The sequence below is a fragment of the Paenibacillus sp. J2L1-98 genome (genome assembly GCF_056269405.1).
Window position 1 is genome coordinate 14,382 of record NZ_JBWDNW010000036.1, and the last position, 20,420, is coordinate 34,801.

Below are 20,420 nucleotides of genomic sequence, written 5' to 3' on the forward strand. Positions count from 1 at the left end.
TAAAATTTCATGCTATTTTGATATACTTGTTTAGCTATGATGACCTGCTGACTATTGGATCAATCAGATTTATCTGATTGATCTTTTCGTTTGTTTTGAAGATCACCTTATCTCACTTAAATGAAATCTGCTCTTCCTGCTGTTCCTTTTGGAACTCTACCGCTCCCGAAAACAATTAGGAGATCCGTTAGGTCGGATGAAAGGATGGCCAAGATGATAAAGAAACTGCTCGTTAATGTGGATTTTTCAATTCTAGAAAATTGCGGATGGACTTGGGTAAGAGAAGAGAGTGAGGCATGGAATTGTGATCAGGATACACTACGAATCGCTTCGTTGCCCGGTACTCTTTGGGAGGGCAACAATAGTGCAAAGAATGTTGCTTTCAATTCACTAATAGAATGTGCCGACGGAATTTGTATTAATGCAACTGTTAAAAACAATCCGAAACGCAATGGGGAGCAGGGTGGTTTGCTTCTGTATTCCGATGATGATAACTATGTGAAACTGGTAAAAGAACTCGTCAATGACGAGCATGTTGTTGTGTTAGCCAAGGAAGTGCAGGGGGTTGGAAAGGTATTAGCGACTATGAAAGTGGCCTCCGATATTGTAAACCTTCAATTACAGATTAGAGATACTATCGTAACGGCCCAGTTTCAAGATGCGGCAAATGAACGGTGGCATGACATGGGTAGTTTCTCAGGAATTATACTGCAGAGCATAGGACCAGGCCTTTGTGTGCATGGAGGGGACCAATTGGAATTGCGTTGGACAGAGTTTTCCAATATGCGTATAATGGAAATTAAAGGATGAATGATTTAAAGACACCTCTGAAAAGAGGTGTCTTTTCTACATAAGTCAACGTTCCGACAAAAAAACAACAGCATGTGCAAAATCAAAAAGTTTGCCGACCGCTGCTCCCTCCTAACTAGTTGTCTTAATGGAGTCTTCGCAATCATCAATGAGCATATCGAACAATGACCGGAATCAATCGGAGCTGTCGGATTTTTTTCGCTTTCCCGTCGCCATCTGTGTCCGTGCACGACCTTTCGAAATCCACATACTCGGATAACTTGCGTATCGCCGCGCTCGGACGATATCCTCTATAATCTATAAAAGTCCTTCTTCTACCACGGATTCGTCGCATCCATTTCCCATTTCTTAATGTTTTTTACCTCCACCGCGCCGTTTTCGGAGAATAACGTGAACCGCTTGCTGTCGTCACGCGTCGGGTATACTCTCTGTACGATACAGATGTCCGAGTTTACAAAGATCTCTATTACGGATTTATCGACGAATATGTCCAGCTCTAGCGTCTTACCATCCTTTAACGGATACGGGACAACTTGTTGTTTCGTGAACTCTTTTTCCGGTATATATGGAATATGCTTTTCACCCTTTTTATTCGGAAAAGATGAAGTATATCCATGATATTGAAGCGATTGATCGTTGCTGGATCGCTCGAAGTCTACAGTGAAGGCTTGCCTCTTCACATCGTATGTAACGACGCTTTCTTCCTCATGATCCGGCGAACATAGAAGCTTAAAACCAAAGCGTTCAGCGCCCCTTGTTGGTCAATTCCAATTTCCCAAAGAACGCTTTAAGGGTACGAAACGCCTCGAGCGCCTGCGGTTTGTATCGGCACAGAATGACAAGGTAACTCCTAAGCCGTATTGGAGCGGTTTTTCGGTTACAGAGTATTTCGATATTCCAATTGGTTTTGATACGGATGTGAATGCGGCTGCGCTGGGGGAGACTACATGGGGAGCGGCAAAAGGCTTGCACTTTCAGAAGCTGCGGAAAGCTTTATCGTTCAGCCTGCTTTAAGAGATAAGGCGGGACTCACCGGTGCATTTGCTCTGGCTATAAGTGCTCTCGGCTGAATCGAATAAATTATAATAAGGCGTCGAGATCGATTCGACGCCTCTTCTTGCTGTTCAGATAAATCTTCCTTACATTCCTCCTCTCATCTTGGAAATACTTAACTTTCTCTCCAAACGCTCTTTAGATGATAGACACTCATGGAGATCAGCTTCACAGTTCCGTTTTTGGCGTAAAGTTCGATATCGCGGCTTTTCAGTGAAGGAAAGATCAAGCTTGTGATTACCCGCTCGCCTTCATTTCCGAACAGTTCCACAGATGAGCGGTCAACGAACAGATGCAGTTTGATCCGATTACGGACGGGAAACAATGAAGCCCGATATTCCCCCGGGAAAAATGGACTAAATTGCGTATTTCCCGAATTCGTCCTGTCTACGAATATCTCCGATCTGTTTACATCATATCCAACTATCGTCTCCTCACGATCTCCTTTTCGGACTTTAAAACCGAATTCCGTTGCCGAGTTCAATTTGAATTCGGCGTTAATTTCATAGGTATCGTCTTGAAGATCGGAGAGCAGATTAGATCCAGGCGAAAGTATTTCTGGTTTACTCCACTTTTTCTCATTCGTCCGAAGTTGTCGCAACTCACGAACGGGAGTTTGCACCAGCCTGACCCCCTCTTGCTGCATCGTTTTTAAAGCGACTTCGCGCGGAATCGACATGGCCCCCCGCCATGGAGAGGTGGGTGTCTTATCCGCATATTGCCAGTTATTCATCCATGCAATCCAGACCCGCCGTTCGGGCAAATGATTCCAGGACAGTGAAGCATAGAAATCTTTCCCGTAGTCAACCCATAAAACCTTATCGGACGGATTATCATTGACAAAATTCGTTCCGTTGAATTGGCCGATAAAATATTGACCGCGAGACCCTTGATTTTTCTCGCCCGGGTTGATGTCCACCTTCAGTACCCATTTTGTATGGGTCGGATCGCCGTCAACCGGGAGTTCAAACAAATCGGGAACCTCCCAAAACCCAGAGTGGTCCCCCTCCTTCATGCCGAACTCGCTTAGAAAAGTCCAACTTTTCAGGTTCGGGGATGCATAAAACAGGACTTTATCGCCAGCTGAGAGCGCCATAATCCATCTTTCAGTTTTACCGTGCCAAAAAACTTTCGGATCGCGAAAATCTTTGATCCCAGGATTCGGAATGACGGGATTTCCTCCGTACTTCGTCCAAGTCCGTCCGTTATCCGTACTAAAAGCGATGCTTTGCTGTTGCGTTTCTCCTGCACTTGTATATATGGCCACCAATCTTCCGGACTTTCCCTTGAATAAGCCGCTTGTATTACGCTCATCCACTACCGCGGATCCGGAAAAAATCATACCCAGATCATCGGGCTCCAAGGCAATAGGCAAGTGCTTCCAATGCACGAGATCCCTGCTGACCGCGTGCCCCCAGCTTATGTTCCCCCACACATTTCCGAACGGATTATACTGGTAAAAAAGATGATACTCACCTTTAAAATACACCAACCCGTTAGGGTCATTCATCCAATTTCTGATCGGGGTAAAGTGAAATTGCGGCCGGTAAGGTTCATTAAAATCAGGTTGAGTTTGTCTTGCATGAGCAGTCGGGATTGCCGCTATGATCGTCGTGATAAATACCAACATGATCTTGAGAAATGTTCGGAATTTCAAATTCAAAAACTTCATTCCTTCCTTACATATCCGATTTAAAAAATCAACATATCATTTTCAATATCTTAAGGCTTTCCTTTTAGAAAAAACGCTATTCAACAATTACTAAATAAGGGCAGGCCCATCAACACCAGGTGAGCTCTGCCCTCATCAATATCAATTTTCAAGGACCGATCCCGTCTAATGATCGATCCCTTTACCCGCAAAGAAATCCTTCGCTTTTATCACAGCCTAGTAAATCGATTACAAGAGGAGCCTCATTTAACATCAGTCCATATATTCAATAATGAAATCAAAATCCTTTCAAATTACCCATGTCAAAACTGAGCCGATATACCGATAGTTAATATATACGGTCGATTTCGGTACAATACTGGTCGAGTCCAATAAAAAGGAACAGCAGCTTGTTCGCTACTGTTCCTTTTTGTTGAGCTACTGATATAATGTTGGAGAACGGTCCTCAGTTCACTCTCAATCAGCGGGATATAAATTAGTTACGCTTGCTATTGCTGTAATGGCCATGTATCTTCATCGTATAGTTGTACAAGTTAAAAACTTTACGGTCTATAGGAGTTGGTGTTAATTCCATCGATATCAAAAAAGAGTGAAGAATTTCCGAATTATAAGAAATTCTCTAATAAAAAAGCCACGTTCTAAGACGTGGCCATAATACTTAACTTCATAACATAAATAATCATTTTTAAAAATAATTATTATCTCTTTGCCTTATAAAATTCATGATAAAGCTTCATCAACGCACGCTTCTCAATCCGTGACACATAGCTACGCGAAATTCCAAGCTCCTTTGCAATCTCCCTTTGAGTCCGCTCATCCCCGCCATGCTCAAGCCCGAAGCGGCCGATCCCTTCTCGCGGTCGTCCAATATATCGAGGTTCTTATAGATCTTGCTTTTCTCTATATTCAGCTGCACCTTATCGACAATATCATCGGCTTCCGTCCCGAGGATATCGATTAGCGTAATTTCGTTGCCTTCCTTGTCCGTGCCAATCGGATCATGCAAAGACACGTCCTTCCGTGTCTTCTTCAAAGACCTCAAATGCATAAGTATTTCGTTTTCAATACAACGAGCAGCAAATGTAGCAAGCTTCGTCCCTTTACCTGTCTGAAAGCTCTCGATGGCTTTGATGAGTCCAATGGTTCCAATCGAGATGAGATCCTCCAAGTCTTCCCCTGTATTATCGAATTTTTTGACGTTGTGGACACAACCCGATGTCATTGTTGAATTGTTGAAACCGGACTACGCCATGGCCGTCCTTCTCTGTAAGTCAACTGTAACTTTTAATCCCCGCCCATATACTGCAAGGACAACATTCGCTTTGTCACACGCCTGAAGAATAACGCCGTTATTGAGCCGCTGGATTCGTTTGAAATCCCATCAGGCAGTAAAGTTGTTGTGGATGAAAGAGTTCGTATTGGGTCACCACAAAAACGGGTCAAGCACGATCTTCGCATGATACAAACCGAAGATTCAGAAGGGAATCTACTCGTTCTCATCACCAATCGATTCGACTTGACCAGTGAGGAAATCAGTGAGATGTACCGCAGCCGTTGGGCGATCGAAACGTGAAACAGCATCTTCAGATCAAGTGGTTTTACGGAACAAGCGAGCGAGCCGTACATAACCAAGTATGGATTGCTCTTATCGCTTTTTGCCTATTAGCACTGATAAAGTTGAATACAAAGGTGGGGCATTCCTTGCTACAACTCAGCCGCTGGCTGAAGACACTGCTTTGGCGACCCTATTCGGAATGGATCGAGCGAATAAAGCGACGACCGAGTCGAACGTCTGAAGGTCGCAGACGTAAAGAGACTTCATAGTGACATCAGGCTAAGGACTAGTTAATGGACGTTGATGAATAAATATACATAAACTACCAAATGGATAGGACTACCTTTAAGGGATGTTCGACCTTTTGGATTTCGAGTTGTCGCAATCCAGGTAACCGTCAAGACGGGCAGAGTGGTAAGGCATATCATTAGAACCATTAACCTATAGCGGATACTTGCTCGTTTCATAGTTTTATTCACTCCTAGCCCCGGCAAAGCCCACATTTCTTATCAGAAATGTTATTTAAAGTAGAATAGATGCTAAGCTGTTCCTTTGTGTGTTTTATCTTACCTGTTAGCTCAATTAATAAAATGATAAGCCTGCCGCGATTAACATCGGCAGGCTTTATTTCTCCAGTTATACCGTTCATGAGGAATTTTGATCGTTTTTCAATACACCTTCATCAGTGCAATCAGTCATTTTTTAATGTAATCCATTCTTGCCTTTACCCCTGAATTTCAGAATTGCCGAGGGCATTCCCATTCGTTATCAGTCCGATTTGAGGTATGTTCATAACACGCGGCCCACTCCATAAATAAGGATGGACCGCTTTTCTTTTTTTAAGGTTTAATCAGTTCAAATTGATCAAATGTCGCCCAATTGTTCGCATTACCGTCCGACCATATACCGATTTCTACCTGTCCGCTTGTCACCGGAATGCTGTTGATCGTATACTGTGTCCAGTTGCCCGTAGCTCCTGTTATTTGTGTGTTCAGTTCCGCACCTCCATACCCTTTTGCTACGAGCTTCAACGCGTTAAAGCCTCCACCGGTGCGAACCCACACGCTATACTTGTAAGTCCCATTCGGAACAGCTACGGTTTGGGTCGTCAGTTGCGTGAATGCGGATGAAGCAAAGTGCGTCAACTTGTAGCTGCTATCAAACGGATTATCCTGTTCTACCAACTGCGAAGCCGGTCCTCCGTGCCAATCCGTCCATCCGGACGTGTTACCCCATTCTAATCCCCCATTGCTCAAAAGATTCGCAGGAACCAGTTCAAAATCATCGAATACCGCCCAGTTGTTTGCGTTCGCATCCGCCCATACTCCGACTTCGATTTGACCGTTTGTTATTTTGATATTGTCTATCGTATACTTCGTCCAACCGTCGCCAGCGTTGGATGCGATAATCGAGGCTAGCTCAGAGGCAGCACCTACCTGTTTAGCAAACAGATTAAGCTTCTTCTGGCCGCCGCTGCTGCGCGCCCACGCACTAAATTTGTAAGTTCCATTTGGTACAGTAAGCGTCTGCTTTGTCAATTGCTGATAGGCCGTTGCAGCCCAATGGACGAGTTTATAGTTACCGCTGCGCGGATTATCCGTGTCCACGCTTTGAGCGTTTGTCCCACCGTTCCATGAGGTCCAGTTAGTTGTGCTGCCAGTTTCGAAACCTGCATTTGAAAGTAAATTTCCACTAGTAATTGATGTTGTCGGGATCAACTCTAGCCAGTTCAGATTCCATCCGCCGGACGCAGCTTGCAGCCGTAGCGTTTGGATGCCAGCGCTTAGCGTCACGTTCTGCGACAGCGTCGTCCATGTTTGCCAGCCGCCGGTGTTAGGTACGGAATAGGTGGCGAGAAGTGACGTGCCGTTCTTCAGTTGTACCGCGTTGGTGGAGCCGGTTTGGCTCGCCACACGGAGACGAACTTTATACGTCCCTGAAGTCGGAACGTTAATTCTGTAATCCAGCCAGTCCCCCGTATCCATATAACCAACGTTTAATCCGCCATTCTCGTCGAGCGTGGCTTCCGTTTGAACACCGGATGAAGCATTATTGTTTTCGGCCTCCATTATTCCAGCCGATTCTTTTGTATTCATTGCCGAAGTGTTTAGGCCGAATCCATATGGAAATAAGGGTGAATAATTAGTATCGTTCGAGTTATTCGGAATTTGCGACATGCTTCTAGGCCAGGTCAGCGGTAATTTACCCGTGAAATCGTAGTCGCCGAATAAGACATCCGAAAATCCATTACCCTCGGTTCCCGGCAGCCATGCAGCTACGAACCCTTTCCAATCCGGAAGCTGGTTGGTCACGATCATAGGCCTGCCGGACAGCATGATAACCACCATTGGGACGCCGGAATTTTTCACGTTGTTCAACAGTGTCATATCCTCTGTGCTGAGCTCCAGATCTGGTCTGGGTTGCCCTGTTCCAACATCGCCGACCATTTCGGCCGAAGGATATTCCCCAATGACAACAATTGCCACATCGTTCCCGGCTGCACCAGTGCCGGATGAAGAATACGTTACATTCGCTGAATTCGTAACGGCGCTTTGAATCCCTTGCAGGATTGTCGTTCCCGGCGTAATGCTGCCAGGAGAACCTTGCCAGGAGATCGTCCAGCCTCCGGACTGGTAACCGATATCGTTAGCCTTTGTGCCGGCTACGAATACTTTTGAAGCCTTGGACAACGGCAATATATGATCTTCGTTCTTGAGCAGCGTCGCCGATTTACGCACGGCTTCACGGGCAATCGCTCGGTGTTCCGCACCGCCGAAAGTGCCGCCGCTGATCAAGCTTCTATCAGCGTAAGGAGATTCGAATATGCCGGTCTCGAATTTAACACGCAGGATTCGGCTTACGGCATCGTCGATTCTGGCCTGAGAAACTTGGCCGGTATTGACTAGATTTTTGAGCGTCGGAATAAACGACTGCCAGTTGTCCGGCTCCATAAACATGTCGATGCCTGCATTGACGGTTTCTTTGAGTGCATCCGAATAATTCGAATAATAACCTTGGTTGACGAGCGCAAAGGTGCCGTTCCAATCCGAAACGACCATGCCCGTAAATCCAAGATCCTGTTTCAGCATTTCCGAGATCATATGGTAATGGGTATGTGCCTTTACATTATTCCAAGTGGTGAGCGAGATCATGACTGTTCTCGCGCCTGCAGCAACCGCCTCACGATAGGGTTGGATGTAAGGATCCAGCTCCTGTTCGGTCAGGGTTACGTTGCCCTGGTCGTCACCATTCGTAGTTGTGCCGTCACCTACCCAGTGCTTAATGCTGCCAGCTACTTTGGTACCTTTCAGAAACCCGCTATCCGTCGGGAGGCCCTGTAGACCTTGTGTATAAGCGACGCCCAATTGGCCGACTAAAGTAACATTTTCCGAAAAGCCTTCGTACGTCCTTCCCCATCTAATATCTTGCGGAGCGCACAAGCATGGAGAGAAGTCCCACTGGATGCCCGTTGTCCGGACCTCCTTAGCGGTTGCAGCGCCGATGCGCTTCACTAGATCCGAATCCCGAGTGGCGCCCAGCCCAACATTGTGCGGGAAGATCGTGGCTCCATAGACGTTGTTATGTCCATGAACTGCGTCCACCCCATATATGATTGGAATTTGCAGGCGGGTTTGCATCGCAGCGGACTGGAACGCATCGACGGTATCCGCCCATGCGGTCGGTGTGTTCGGTGAAGGATTAGATCCGCCTCCACTCAAGATGGAACCAATGAAATTATCCTTCACCTGTGTTGTGGTAGCGGTTAGCCGCTCCACTTGGAGCATCTGCCCTACTTTCTCGTCCAGTGTCATTCGCGACAAGAGATCCGCAACCCTTGTATCAATCGAAAGAGCAGGATCTTGATAAGGAAGGAGAGCAGCAGAAACGCTGGTCGGCAGCATCGAAGCCATTGATACTACCATGCAGCTAAGGAGAGCGATGGAGATACATTTGCGAAACATGTTTCGGATATTTGCGGACTTCATAACATCCTCCTATTTTGGAAAAGCCATCCCTAGAGACAACAATATGCCTAAACGGGATGGCTCCTCAGAACTTGGATTACACTTACCGGATCTTACTCATAAGCCCTGAACTCTGCAATTGAACACCAGCTCGTAGAGCTTTGCTTTAACGTGATCTTGATGTAACGGCCTTCCGTAATCGGGAAGTTGGCCGCGACGACAGGCCCGGTACCTTCTCCGTTCGCAACCGTCTTCCACTTGGTGTTGTCATCGGACATCTCCACAGTAAATTCTCTTGCATAGTCGTTCGTGTTGGAGCCGGAATCCATGACGATATGATTAATCCATTGATTGGAGCCCATATCGACTGTGAACGATTGACCGTTGGCTTGAGCAGCACCACTGCTCCAACGGTTAGCCGTGTTACTGTCCAATGCATTGGCTGTTGAACCGCCTGATTCCGTCGAAGTTGCGGCGGCTGTCCAACCGGTCCGGCTCTTCTCAACCTCACCATATACGTTCAGTTCGGTAATCGTCCACCAGTTCGATGCTGTCCCCGTTTGGACTACCTTCAGATATCGAGCCGTCTGCGGTGCGAAATCTACTAGAACCGCAGCGCCGCTTCCGGTGCCGCTAGCAACAGTCGACCAAGTTGTGCCGTTTGTTGAAACTTGAATCTGATAGCCTCTCGGATAATCGGTCGTATATGTGCCTGCATCGATCAGTACCCGATTGAACGTTTCATTCCGTCCGAAGTCCACTTGATAATACTGGCCATTTGCTTGTGATGCGCCGTTAGCCCACCATGTTGAATTGCTGCCGTCAATGGCTTTTGACGGAACATTTCCAAACGTATCGGACGATGATGCCGTCGCCGTCCAACCACTGTTGCTCAGCATTGGCTCCGAATACACGTGGAACTCGGCAATCGACCACCAGTCTGGCCCGCTGCCGGTCTGGACGACACGAACATATTGCGCATACTGCGGCGTGAAGGTCATTGCCTGCTTCCAACCGAAGCCCTGACCACTCTTCACAGTCGTCCAGTTTGTCCCGTCATTCGAGACTTGGATCTGATATCCTCTTGGATAATCCCACTTGTCCGTGGTCTTTGTTTCGAAAGAAATCTGGTCGAACACCTTCTTCGAGCCCATGTTCACCTGGAACCATTGGCCGTTCGATTGCGCTGCGCCGCTGCTCCAACGGGTAGTCGTGCTCCAATCGAGTGCGTTCGAAGGCGCGAGCTGCCCGATTCGGTAGACGAAGCGGTTGCCGTCCAGCCCGTTTGGTCGAGTGAGACGGTCGCCATCCACGGATCGCCCTTCGCGAACTATTTGACTGTGTTGATGAAGCTGGTATTCGGTTGGAAATTGCTCGTTCCAAATTGTTGAAGCTTGGTTGTAATCGTGGATGCATTATCATTGTTGATGACCGGCACCGGAGCCGGATTGCTGTTGTACAAGCCCCAGTAGCCGCCGACGCCCTCATTCATGTCACCCTTGACCTTATATGTCCAGTTGGTCCAGGAGGCATGGATTGCGTTCAGCCCACCCATCCATTTCGACCAGACATCGTCATAATGATAGAGTGAATATTCGCCGAGCAGAACCGGAACATCCCAGTCGTTTTGCTTGGAAACCATCGACTGGATCTTGTCTTCAACCATCGTGTTTTGCGCACTCCAGTCTTTCCCGTTCGGCATATCGTAAGGATGCACTTCGTATACGACATTCGTCCATCCTTTTACGCTTGGCGCTACGATATTGCCCCAGTCGAAGAATGCTGCGATATAAATCGTGTGGTCGGGGTCGATGGCGCGAACAGCGTCATACTTGATGAACGAGCCGTTGATTGACTATGGCGAGGACACGGATGACGTGAACCAGAAGGCGGATTACTATGACCGGTTGTAACCGTTTCTTCCTCATCATTTTGTCTCCTTTTTGATTATTCGAAAAAATAGATAGAAATCGACAATTTTTACCTTTTTAATCATTTTTACATTACATACAAATGCAAGTTTGTTGGACACCCCTTTATCTGGTTTAATTCAAACTTAAAGCGTTTACATTTAGTGAGACATTTTACAATCCTCCTTTTTTGGTATTCTATAATTCTAATGAATGTTGAAGGATTAAATCTATTCAGAATATTAGAAATTTTTCTTGTACTTTATTGACATTACTTGCTATTATCTGCGTTAACATGATAATGATCATAGCAAGCGAGCCGATGATGACAACGGCAATTCCAACGATTTACATGTTCCATTTTTCGAATTTTTTGATAAACGGCGCGATGAAGAACAAGTCGATCAACATGGGCACGATACTGGTCAATCCAATCGGTCCGACCAGATTGGTGTCTTTCAGAATATACCGTCGATCATTAGGGGACTATACCAGTCCGCATAGCATCTACGAGACCTTAAAAGACCACTCAAGAAGTTAATATTGCGGGGTAATGGGCTAGGTAGCGTTTAGGGAAACACTTGGTATTCCCAATTAAATTCACCTGCAATCGTCAAGAACTGTTCATTACATCTTTGCGTTTGCTCATTTAAATTATCATCGTTCTGCATCGTCCTTGTACTGAAAGTAACACACGTGGTAAGTAGCCCGAGGGAATCGCACCCTCAGGCCTCTCAGAACCGGACGTGAACCTCTCGGCTCATCCGGCTCCCATTATCCAGCCGCAGGCAGAATTCCAAATCCAGTGGGCAAACAGTTTGGGAAGATTCTTTACCAACCTTCCCAACCATCGTATGGCCCGAGTCTTATGTCTCGCCAGTTTCATGTATTTCCTCCGAGCCCATACGACAAGAGCATCATTCATGTGGCGTAATTCGGGATACAATTGCGACTTGTAGAAGTGTCAATTGTAGTTGATCCAACCTCTTATAGAAGCATTGAACATCCGAGACAGGTCATCAATTTTCACGTCCGGCTTCAACTGCATTCGCCAGTCTCTTACCGTCTGTCTCATCGCTTTACACGATTTGTTGCTCACTGCTGGCTTTAAATTCACGAAATATTTTCCAAACAAATTCTTCGATTGGCCAAAAAGTATAGCCCAGAAAGTCAAATTTAGTCTTGGGATGTTCTTCTTTGCGGTCATCATCTTTGCAATAAACAATTCTTTAATTTAACTTGGAAAGTGAAATCCTATAGAGCTTATCGCCGTTCTCCTTGGGAACACCGCGACCGTCTGTCGTGTTGCTGATGAAATAAAAGAAATTATCTTCAATTAGAACATCCCTAATTCTTCCAAGATCGGTTATGACTTCACGTTGTGCTCCTGTTTTTAGTTCAAAATTCTAATACTGCAGTTCTTCTTAATGCTGCAACGTATAATTTGCCGTCATAATAGTCCATTCCAGATGGCGCCCAAGTTGCTTCATTGCCGGAAGTAAATAGCGGCGAAACCAAACCTTCCTGTTTGCTATCCCCTTCAATAATCGGCCAACGTCGCAAGTTCTTTCTTGAGTTCAACACGCTGACGCTCAATTTCCCCATTCCCTACTTTTACGATGCTCCCAGGTCTTTCAGTTAGATAATAGGTATTAACCAGTTTTTCGATTGACAAAGGAACCTCTAAACTGTCTGCAATCACTTCTGGATTTTCAGTTAACTCGTTGGTCTCTGGGGGACCTTGTTGCCCATTACCAGAACAACCAGTGATCAGAAGGATTGCGAACAGGATTGGTAAGAATCGTTTCATCTCCGACTTCTCCTTTAGTCCATTCTTTCGATCGTCAATGTAAAATTCTCTTTAACATTTGCGAGATGTTCTTTCCCGGATTTAATCTCTCCTAGTACAATCAGGCCATTCCCGGCGGTGCCGGGATCCTTATAAAATATTGCCAGATTGCCCCATGGGGAATAGTAAGCAAAGTCGCCAACTGAAGAACCGTTTAAAGGGGCAGATCCGGTAGATAATTTACGCGATAAATAACTGATTTTTTCTTTTCCAGCGAATTCCTCGAATGATAAGGTTAGCGGGAGCATCGATACAAAGTCCCTGCTTGTTGGATTGTCATACATGCTTACGATGATTTCCTCATTGTCTAAAATCAATTTTATCATGGCACCTTCCACGCTTTCTTTTTCATCAATAGAATTTTGACCGCTCTCCTCGGTTTGATCAACGGGTGCAACAGGTTGTTCATTTCCCGGAGCGTTAGTAATCGGCTCATTTCCGCAAGCTGTAAATATAAAAATCATCGCCAGTGCGAAAGTCACAGATAAGATTGTTCGCATATCGTTTGGTCCTCCACCGGATTAATCTATTCTTTCAATTGTCATTGTGAAGTCATCACTCATACTTGCGAGCTTTTCCGCAAGCTCTTCAACGCCAGATTCTACCTTGCCTAATGGAATCAAATCGGACGAATATTGCCCATCAGCATAATAAAATGCAATGTCTTCCAGGGCAAGTAATAAACGAAATCTCCGGTAGCCGGTGTAGTGCCTTCCGTCGCGCCCTCAGTAGTTAGTCCCTCATCCAGTAAACTCATTTTCTCTAATCCACCAAAGTCTTCGAATGTTAATGTAAGCTGGAGTCTTCCCAAAAAATCCCTGCTCGTTGAATTGTCGTACATGGTTTTGATCTCGTTCTCACTCTTCTTCCCTCCATTAGAGGATACGTATAGGACCTCGTTGCCATTTTTAACACGTCTAATGTTACCAATCACTTCTTTTACCATCCCTAAAAAAACCACCACTAGGACCATCGGGTCCGCTTGTCGCCAACCAAAGGATTGATTCTGCGGCTTGCTTTGGTGTTCGTGGTGCAGTCGGTCCTTCCATATCCGTACTTACCCATCTCGGATCGACAGCGTTTATTTTGATATCTCCTTGAACTTCCACAGCTGCCAATCGCGTCAATCCATTAAGGGCAAGTTTAGATAACTTATAAGCACCGGCTCCATGCCTCGACAATTGGCTCATCATTCCATAATCTGAAGAAACATTGATAATTCTCCCATAACCCTGCTTTTCCATTAGCGGAATAAAAGAATGAATGACATAATAAGCACCGAAGAAGTTAGTTGACATCGTTTATCCGATTCCTCGATTCGCACCTGTCACAAGAGCCACTTTTTTATCGTGTAACATCATCTTCTTCAATCCACCTTTCTTAAGATTATCCTGAGACAATATGTGTAGCGTGTTTCACTGCGGATAATCCTACATTATCTCCCGAATATGTTGCACCTTCTGCTTCATTTCCGACAGCTCCTCGCGACTGACTGATGAGCCGCTGTATTCTTAGTCACATCAACATCTCCATTGCGAGGTTGATAAACAAAATAGTTTGTTTAATCAACATATATCTATTATTATATAAACAAGAAACGTTCATTCAATGGTTAAAATAAAGTAATTTGTTGGTATTTCAACAAAGCACTCGAAAATGTTAAATATCTACGAAAGGTTGTTGGAATTTACGATGGCAAGAGTGGATCGGAGAATTGTTAAAACACAGGAATCGATGAAAAAGGCTGTCATTGAGCTGATGACTGAAAAAAACTTCGATGACATTACCATTCAGGATATTGCCGACCGGGCAAACATAAACCGTGGAACTATTTATCTTCATTATCAGGACAAATTTGATTTGTTGGATAAACTGATCGAAGCGCATCTTATTGAATTAGGTGATATGGAGAAATGGGCATGTGAGTTAGATTGGTCCAATGCCCTTGTACCTTACTTTGAATATTTTGAGAAAAATTATTTATTTTTCTCAACTATGTTAGCGAGTAAAGGAGCCCCCTCTTTTAGAACCCGGCTTCTTGATTCATTTATGGCAGGATTCGAAGGCGAAATAGACAAAGAAAGCGGAAGAAATGCAGATTTAACCGAAGATATTTTATTGCAATATGCCGGGACCGCTTATGTAGGGGTAATTGAATGGTGGATAAGGAATGGGATGCCTTATCCACCTCAAGTTATGGCCAAACAAGTTGGGGCCTTGTTAGAGAGAACTCTATAATCCATGTATCTAACCGGAACATCCCGCTTACCCTACCGGGACGTTCTTGCTCTATCAACATGATTCTTACGATTCGTGAGAATTCTCCTTATAGATCTCGGCACGATATTGGCCAGGGCTGCAGTCATACTTCTTCCGGAATACTTGAGAGAAGCGCCTCACATCCGGGTACCCTATCATTTCACCGATTTTCGTAACGGTTAGTTTCGGGTCAGCAAGCAGTGCCGCAGCCCGGTCCATGCGCAGTTGAGTTACATATTCCTTAAATCCCATACCGATTGTTTGTTTAAATAGTCTACTAAAGTAAATCGGGTTTAAATAGATGACGGAAGCAACGAGCTCCAGTGTAAGGTTCTCCTTAAAGTTGCCATGAATATATTGCACTGCGGTTTCGATAACATCGTTGCTCACGAATGGAGCGTCTTCGACCTGATGATCGGATACGGATTGCAGCCTCCGAATCTCGCTTGGAATCGCGTAGAAATCCGTAAGCAGCGAGCTCATATAAAACTGGTAAGGGACTTTAAGACAGCGATCCAGATGAGTTATAGCTTCCGATCGGAATTGTTCCGGAGCCATCTTATTATCGAGCGTAACGACACCAGCCAGAAAATCCTCATCCACCGTCACGATAAAGCCTGAGCCACTCATACCGATATATTCCGACATAATGTTCTCAGCAACAAAGTTTTTCAGCGACAACTCCCGATCGCTTTCCAGCTGGATGCCAAGGAGATAAAAGCGGTCATGCCGCTCCTTGAGCGCGGTCAGATCGAAATTTCCGATGTCTAGCCCTTTAATCCACCGTCTGAATACCGCTTCACGCAAATATTTCAAATTCAGTTCAAGGAGAGCGTAATCGGACATCTGGCGCTTTTTTTCGTTCCACTCGGACAATAGATCTGTTGTCGCCGCAATGATTTGGTCCTTGCCGATCGGCTTCAAAATATAGTCCCGCGCCCCCAATCGAAGCGCCTCTTGGGCAAATCTGAATTCGGAATGAGCGGAAACAACGATCCATATCAGATTCGTATATGTCGGACCGACATGTTTCAGCAGTTCCAAGCCGTTCATACCGGGCATCAAAATATCCAGAAAAACGGCATGAATCTGTTTGTGCCTAAGAATATGAATCGCATCTGCAGCGGATGCGGCCGTACTCACATCAATTTGCGGAAACTCTTTAACGATTGTCCGCTTAATCCCTTCTCGGATCGCTTTTTCATCATCAACCACCATTACATTCATTCCGATCCCCCCTCGCTTCAGGCCCGTTACGGATTCCGCCTTAAGATCGGAAGATCAACCGTAACGGTTGTGCTGAAGCTTTCTTTGCTTTGAATATGGAGACCGTAGCCGATGCCATACTCCAGTATAAGTCTACGGTGAACGTTAATGAGACCTGAACCCGAACGGGATGCTTCCCCATAACTCCCCGGTTGATAACCATGCTTCTCCTCTTCCGCCATCCGGTTCCAGTCCAGCTTTTCTGCCTGCTTCAGCGATTGCTTTAGCTCGTTTAGCTTCGCCGGCGAAATGCCTTTCCCGGTATCCTGAATATGAATGCGAAGCATCTGTCCTTCCTGTGATGATGAAATACGGACAATTCCTTCATCCGTACCCTCGCTCAAGCCATGAATGATCGCATTCTCGATCAGCGGCTGAAGCGTCATCTTGGGAATTGGCGTCGAAAGCCATTGCTCGTCGATCACATTCTCAACCCGAATCCGGCCATCGGATCGCGCATGAATGATGGCCAGGTAATGATTAATCTGCCCAAGTTCGTTCTTCAATGTGGCCGACGAGCTGCGCCAATCGCTGCTGTAGCGGAACATGCGCGACAAAGAAAGTACAAGTTCTGCGAGTTGTTCATTTTCCTGCTCATCGAGCAGCCAATAGATCATTTCCAGCGTATTATACAAAAAATGAGGATTAACCTGGGATTGCAGCGCATAAATCTGTGCGTTCTTCTCGCTTGCAGCCGAAATACGGACCCGTTCGACGAGCTGGTTGATTTCGCCAATCATGCTGTGGAAATGGTTTGCCAAATAATTCAGCTCGTCATATGAATTGACTGCCATCTTCTTCGGACTCAGGTCCCCTCGTTCCACCCTTCTCATTTCATTAACGATGTTCTTGATTGGCCTCGATACCGATCTCGACAGAAAGGTGGCAAGCCCAATGGCGATGATTAGCAGCGTGCTTGTTACTATGATGAAAAACCGGTTTGCTTTCGAGTACTCCACTTTGGTTACAGGCTTGGGCGTAATGTTTACAAGCGTCCACCCGGGCCTGGAGTCGCGCGCAATCACAATCATATCATTCTTGTCATCCACAATGTATGAACCATCTTTGAACGTATATTGCGACAGATCCGGTAAGTCCGCCGGTTTCTTACCTTCGAAGCCTGAGGAAACAAGCAATTGATTCGTATTCGAAAAAACGAAAGTGCGGCTCTTCGGTCCGATCGTCAGATTGTTCATGGATAGGAGAAACGTCTGCGGATCCGCTTCAATCAACAGTACGCCGAGCGGCTGTCCGGTGTAGAGATTGTACATTCTGCGCCCGAATGTAAACACGGCATCATCTCTGACGGTCAGCGGCTCTTGCAGCATACCTCCCCACACCATTCCGCCGTCCGAGTTCTGAAGCTGATTGAACCACGCGCTCTTCATAAAGGCAGCGTTGAGCGGATGGTTCACGGATTCGTAGCTGTAGAAGTTCCCCGCGTCGGTGATGATGTGAATTCCCTTCAGATCGTGATAGCTGTAAAAAATCGAACCGAGCAAATTCGCAATCGTAATATCTTTAATCACTTGCAAGGAACTGTTCGTTTCTTCCTGAGAAATTAGGCGCTGGATCTCGATATTCCCGGTGATCGACTTGGTCAGGCTGTCGTAACCTCTGGCTTGCAAAGTGTAGCTTTCCATCACTTGGGAAACGTTCCTCTGCGCGGCTTCTCCCACTCGCAGATCGATCTGGCGGGTCGTGTACTGGTAAAAGACGCCGCTAAGGAGAACAAGAAGGATGAGGGAGGATAGCAGAAACCATAGAAATAACTGAGTGGCGAATGAGTTAAGACGTAATCGCTTCAAATCGTATCCTCCTACAATAAAGTCTTTCCCTTAGCTTTTTAACAAATACACGCTTCTAGCCTTTGACTGCACCGTCAACCATTCCTTTTGTGATTTTTTCCGAAAGAACGGAATAGACGATAATAACCGGTAAAGCGCCCAATACGAGGTAAGCCCCGATTGCACCGTAATTGGCGGTATATTGCCCAACAAAGCTGTTCAGCCCAAACGGCAGCGTCTTGAGCGATTCGGAAGAAATAAAAGTCGCCGCAATGATGTACTCGTTCCAAACCGAGATAAAGGTCAGGATCGTGACCGTCATGATCGGTGGTACGATAATCGGCAAAATGATGCTTACGAAGGTCCGGTAGATCGATGCGCCGTCAATCATGGCGGATTCCTCGATCTCATGTGGCACGCTCCTCAGAAATCCCGACAGAATAAAAACCGCCATCGGAAGCGCGAACGCGACATACGGAATAATGATCGACGCATGCGTATTCAGAATATTCATGTTTTTAAAAATGACCATCAGCGGCAGCAGTGTCGACTGGATTGGAATCATGATTCCGATCATAAAGACGAGCAGTACGGCATTTCCATAACGCCATTTAAAGCGTGTTATCGCGTACGAAACCATGGCCCCGAAAAATATCGTCAGAATAAGGGAAATGCCCGTAACGATGATACTATTAAAAATATATTTCGGATATTCGCCTGAAGTAAAGGCTTCTACATAGTTGCCCCATTGGAACGATTTCGGGAGGGCAAAAAACCGGCCTTCCAAGATTTCGCTTGTCGTTTTAAGAGAATAGAGCAGCAGCCAAAGGAGCGGATAAACTTGCGTGACGGCCAAGGCGCCCAAAAAGCACCATGCCGCTGCCTTTTTCAGATTTCTCCATTTCAGAATTCCGATGGTGGAGGAACCCGTTTGCTTTGCTGTTTTTCGAATGGCTTCCGTTGTCACTTTTGAACAACTCCTTTCCTCTATGAAGCCGATTCCTCCGCACGTTTGAACAGCCGGTTCAGCAGGACGGTTGCGATCAGACAGAAAACGACCAAAAACGTGGAGAGGGCGCTGCCGTAACCGTACTTGAACGTATTGAAGGTCATATAGTACATGTGCGTGGAAATAACCTCTGTGTTGTTGGCCGGCCCCCCGCCGGTCATAACGACGACCAGATCGAAGGCTTTAAGTGACCCAATTACAGCCAGGACAACGGACATTTTGATGACCGGCGCGAGCAAGGGCAGTGTAATATAGCGATCGGCTTTGAAGCCTTCGGCACCGTCGATGCTTGCCGCTTCGTAAATATCGCTCGATATATTCTGAACGCCCGTAAATTGAATCAGGACATGGTAGCCGATATACTGCCAGAAAATCACGAAGCAGAGGGCGAAAATCGCGATGTCGGTATCCTCCAGCCAGGTCCTCGTCCATCCTTCGAGGCCAAGACTGATAAGAATGCTGTTGAGCATGCCTCCAAGCTCTGTCGGGTTATAAATCGCTTTCCACAGCTGCCCGATCACAACAACCGACAAGATAACCGGCAGGAAGTAGCTCGAAACGAGGAAGTTGGGTCTGCGCACGTAACGGTTGATCAATACGGCAACCAGTACCGCGACAGGAATTTGTGCCAGCGAAAATAGCGAAATATATATGGTTCGCAGCACGGACGGCCAGAAGATCGGGTCATTCGTGAGCATCACCTTGTAATTGTCAAGCCAGATCCATGTTCCCTGGCCCATCCCGTCCCACTCCATGAAGGAATAGTAGACGGAGACGATAATCGGATAAAAGACAAACGCCAAATAAAACAGGAGACACGGCAGAACAAATAAGGCTATCGTTCCCCGGCTCACTCTCAAAACGCCATTCATGAAACGGCCTCCTCCTTAAAATCGGGTTCCTTTGAAAAGTCGATTTAACCGAAAAGGGAACCAATCGGTCCCCTTTACCGGCTAATGCGTTACTTTTTGTTCATTTCCCACGTATTCTCAATCTCTTTCGCCAAATCGGCAGCCTGGATGTCCGTCACAAACAAGGACTGCAATCCCGACAATTGAGTTTGCGTGGTCGAAGGCTCAATAACGTTGTCAAAATTGAGGTCCCCACCCTGAATATCGTTAAATTTACTCATCACATCGATGGCCAAATCCGAATAACCCGCCGCATTGAAATCGCCCTCCACCTTTTGCGCCAGACCGACAGCGGCTTTCTTCTCAAACGCCACCTTCGGATAATGTAGAAGCAGGTATTTCAAGAACGCCTTGCTTTCCTCCAGGTGATCGCT

At 46.1% G+C, this 20,420-nt stretch carries 16 protein-coding genes and 6 pseudogenes; 5 read left to right on the top strand and 17 right to left on the bottom strand.

Features of this window, described 5'->3' with window-relative positions:
* Positions 1 to 213 precede the first annotated feature (213 nt).
* A complete protein-coding gene (locus AC0YNZ_RS30075) occupies positions 214 to 810 on the top strand; it encodes a beta-xylosidase family glycoside hydrolase (RefSeq protein ID WP_475830056.1) in 597 nt (198 codons plus the stop codon).
* A 314-nt stretch (positions 811 to 1,124) separates the two neighbouring features.
* Here the strand turns inward: AC0YNZ_RS30075 and AC0YNZ_RS30080 are convergent.
* Positions 1,125 to 1,550: pseudogene (locus AC0YNZ_RS30080) on the bottom strand (glycoside hydrolase family 32 C-terminal domain-containing protein); the annotation flags it as partial.
* A 106-nt stretch (positions 1,551 to 1,656) separates the two neighbouring features.
* Between AC0YNZ_RS30080 and AC0YNZ_RS30085 the strand changes: the two are divergent.
* Both AC0YNZ_RS30085 and AC0YNZ_RS30090 read left to right on the top strand, forming a co-directional pair.
* A pseudogene (locus AC0YNZ_RS30085) lies at positions 1,657 to 1,779 on the top strand (ROK family protein); the annotation flags it as partial.
* Positions 1,758 to 1,880: a hypothetical protein gene (locus AC0YNZ_RS30090; protein WP_475830057.1), complete on the top strand. Its 123-nt coding sequence runs from the start codon at positions 1,758 to 1,760 to the stop codon at positions 1,878 to 1,880. The pseudogene AC0YNZ_RS30085 and the gene AC0YNZ_RS30090, both read left to right, overlap by 22 nt.
* A gap of 98 nt (positions 1,881 to 1,978) precedes the next feature.
* Here the strand turns inward: AC0YNZ_RS30090 and AC0YNZ_RS30095 are convergent, their stop codons facing one another.
* Positions 1,979 to 3,526 carry a glycoside hydrolase family 32 protein gene (locus tag AC0YNZ_RS30095; protein WP_475830058.1) on the bottom strand — a complete coding sequence of 516 codons (1,548 nt, stop codon included), beginning with the start codon at positions 3,524 to 3,526 and terminating at the stop codon, positions 1,979 to 1,981.
* A 707-nt stretch (positions 3,527 to 4,233) separates the two neighbouring features.
* A pseudogene (gene sigK, locus AC0YNZ_RS30100) lies at positions 4,234 to 4,757 on the bottom strand (RNA polymerase sporulation sigma factor SigK).
* Positions 4,758 to 4,850: 93 nt separating this feature from the next.
* Between sigK and AC0YNZ_RS30105 the strand changes: the two are divergent.
* Entirely contained in the window at positions 4,851 to 5,108 is a 258-nt protein-coding gene (locus tag AC0YNZ_RS30105) for a transposase (RefSeq protein ID WP_475830071.1), read from the top strand.
* Between the two features lie 821 nt (positions 5,109 to 5,929).
* Here AC0YNZ_RS30105 and AC0YNZ_RS30110 read toward each other — a convergent pair.
* The 9 genes and pseudogenes from AC0YNZ_RS30110 to AC0YNZ_RS30150 all read right to left on the bottom strand — a co-directional run bounded on the left by AC0YNZ_RS30110 (position 5,930) and on the right by AC0YNZ_RS30150 (position 14,112).
* Entirely contained in the window at positions 5,930 to 9,076 is a 3,147-nt protein-coding gene (locus AC0YNZ_RS30110; protein ID WP_475830059.1) for a glycoside hydrolase family 3 N-terminal domain-containing protein, read from the bottom strand.
* Between the two features lie 92 nt (positions 9,077 to 9,168).
* The gene (locus tag AC0YNZ_RS30115; RefSeq protein WP_475830060.1) at positions 9,169 to 10,368 is read right to left on the bottom strand and encodes a discoidin domain-containing protein; all 1,200 of its coding nucleotides are present in this window, start codon (positions 10,366 to 10,368) and stop codon (positions 9,169 to 9,171) included.
* A 17-nt stretch (positions 10,369 to 10,385) separates the two neighbouring features.
* On the bottom strand, positions 10,386 to 10,757 hold the full coding sequence (locus AC0YNZ_RS30120; RefSeq protein ID WP_475830061.1) for a hypothetical protein: 372 nt from the start codon (positions 10,755 to 10,757) through the stop codon (positions 10,386 to 10,388).
* A gap of 1,172 nt (positions 10,758 to 11,929) precedes the next feature.
* Positions 11,930 to 12,175, bottom strand: coding sequence for a group II intron maturase-specific domain-containing protein (locus AC0YNZ_RS30125; RefSeq protein ID WP_475830072.1), 246 nt, complete (start codon positions 12,173 to 12,175; stop codon positions 11,930 to 11,932).
* Between the two features lie 19 nt (positions 12,176 to 12,194).
* A pseudogene (locus tag AC0YNZ_RS30130) lies at positions 12,195 to 12,519 on the bottom strand (PQQ-dependent sugar dehydrogenase); the annotation flags it as partial.
* Positions 12,506 to 12,775 (bottom strand): lipoprotein, encoded by a 270-nt coding sequence (locus AC0YNZ_RS30135; RefSeq protein WP_475830062.1) that lies wholly within the window; start codon positions 12,773 to 12,775, stop codon positions 12,506 to 12,508. The pseudogene AC0YNZ_RS30130 and the gene AC0YNZ_RS30135, both read right to left, overlap by 14 nt.
* Positions 12,776 to 12,789: 14 nt before the next feature.
* Positions 12,790 to 13,314: a cyclophilin-like fold protein gene (locus tag AC0YNZ_RS30140; RefSeq protein ID WP_475830063.1), complete on the bottom strand. Its 525-nt coding sequence runs from the start codon at positions 13,312 to 13,314 to the stop codon at positions 12,790 to 12,792.
* Between the two features lie 21 nt (positions 13,315 to 13,335).
* Positions 13,336 to 13,787: pseudogene (locus tag AC0YNZ_RS30145) on the bottom strand (cyclophilin-like fold protein).
* Positions 13,738 to 14,112 carry an SDR family NAD(P)-dependent oxidoreductase gene (locus AC0YNZ_RS30150; protein WP_475830064.1) on the bottom strand — a complete coding sequence of 125 codons (375 nt, stop codon included), beginning with the start codon at positions 14,110 to 14,112 and terminating at the stop codon, positions 13,738 to 13,740. The pseudogene AC0YNZ_RS30145 and the gene AC0YNZ_RS30150 overlap by 50 nt, the downstream one beginning before the upstream one ends.
* A 394-nt stretch (positions 14,113 to 14,506) precedes the next feature.
* On the opposite strand from AC0YNZ_RS30150, the gene AC0YNZ_RS30155 reads away from it, so the two are divergent.
* A complete protein-coding gene (locus tag AC0YNZ_RS30155) occupies positions 14,507 to 15,052 on the top strand; it encodes a TetR/AcrR family transcriptional regulator (protein WP_475830065.1) in 546 nt (181 codons plus the stop codon).
* 66 nt (positions 15,053 to 15,118) lie between these two features.
* Here the strand turns inward: AC0YNZ_RS30155 and AC0YNZ_RS30160 are convergent, their stop codons facing one another.
* From AC0YNZ_RS30160 to AC0YNZ_RS30180, 5 genes and pseudogenes are all read right to left on the bottom strand, one after another.
* Positions 15,119 to 16,300, bottom strand: coding sequence for a response regulator (locus AC0YNZ_RS30160; protein ID WP_475830066.1), 1,182 nt, complete (start codon positions 16,298 to 16,300; stop codon positions 15,119 to 15,121).
* A 26-nt stretch (positions 16,301 to 16,326) separates the two neighbouring features.
* Positions 16,327 to 18,147 (bottom strand): cache domain-containing sensor histidine kinase, encoded by a 1,821-nt coding sequence (locus AC0YNZ_RS30165; protein WP_475830067.1) that lies wholly within the window; start codon positions 18,145 to 18,147, stop codon positions 16,327 to 16,329.
* A gap of 55 nt (positions 18,148 to 18,202) precedes the next feature.
* The gene (locus AC0YNZ_RS30170; RefSeq protein ID WP_475830073.1) at positions 18,203 to 19,033 is read right to left on the bottom strand and encodes a carbohydrate ABC transporter permease; all 831 of its coding nucleotides are present in this window, start codon (positions 19,031 to 19,033) and stop codon (positions 18,203 to 18,205) included.
* Positions 19,034 to 19,113: 80 nt separating this feature from the next.
* Positions 19,114 to 20,007 carry a carbohydrate ABC transporter permease gene (locus AC0YNZ_RS30175; protein WP_475830068.1) on the bottom strand — a complete coding sequence of 298 codons (894 nt, stop codon included), beginning with the start codon at positions 20,005 to 20,007 and terminating at the stop codon, positions 19,114 to 19,116.
* An 89-nt stretch (positions 20,008 to 20,096) separates the two neighbouring features.
* Positions 20,097 to 20,420, bottom strand: a pseudogene (locus AC0YNZ_RS30180) (extracellular solute-binding protein); the annotation flags it as partial.

Coding starts and splice junctions, on each gene's coding strand:
- AC0YNZ_RS30150 (WP_475830064.1), bottom strand. CDS start 14,112: ATGTCAACTAACTTCTTCGGTGCTTATTATGTCATTCATTCTTTTATT.
- AC0YNZ_RS30090 (WP_475830057.1), top strand. CDS start 1,758: ATGGGGAGCGGCAAAAGGCTTGCACTTTCAGAAGCTGCGGAAAGCTTT.
- AC0YNZ_RS30160 (WP_475830066.1), bottom strand. CDS start 16,300: ATGAATGTAATGGTGGTTGATGATGAAAAAGCGATCCGAGAAGGGATT.
- AC0YNZ_RS30175 (WP_475830068.1), bottom strand. CDS start 20,007: ATGAATGGCGTTTTGAGAGTGAGCCGGGGAACGATAGCCTTATTTGTT.
- AC0YNZ_RS30125 (WP_475830072.1), bottom strand. CDS start 12,175: ATGATGACCGCAAAGAAGAACATCCCAAGACTAAATTTGACTTTCTGG.
- AC0YNZ_RS30140 (WP_475830063.1), bottom strand. CDS start 13,314: ATGCGAACAATCTTATCTGTGACTTTCGCACTGGCGATGATTTTTATA.
- AC0YNZ_RS30075 (WP_475830056.1), top strand. CDS start 214: ATGATAAAGAAACTGCTCGTTAATGTGGATTTTTCAATTCTAGAAAAT.
- AC0YNZ_RS30135 (WP_475830062.1), bottom strand. CDS start 12,775: ATGAAACGATTCTTACCAATCCTGTTCGCAATCCTTCTGATCACTGGT.
- AC0YNZ_RS30120 (WP_475830061.1), bottom strand. CDS start 10,757: ATGCCGAACGGGAAAGACTGGAGTGCGCAAAACACGATGGTTGAAGAC.
- AC0YNZ_RS30110 (WP_475830059.1), bottom strand. CDS start 9,076: ATGAAGTCCGCAAATATCCGAAACATGTTTCGCAAATGTATCTCCATC.
- AC0YNZ_RS30155 (WP_475830065.1), top strand. CDS start 14,507: ATGGCAAGAGTGGATCGGAGAATTGTTAAAACACAGGAATCGATGAAA.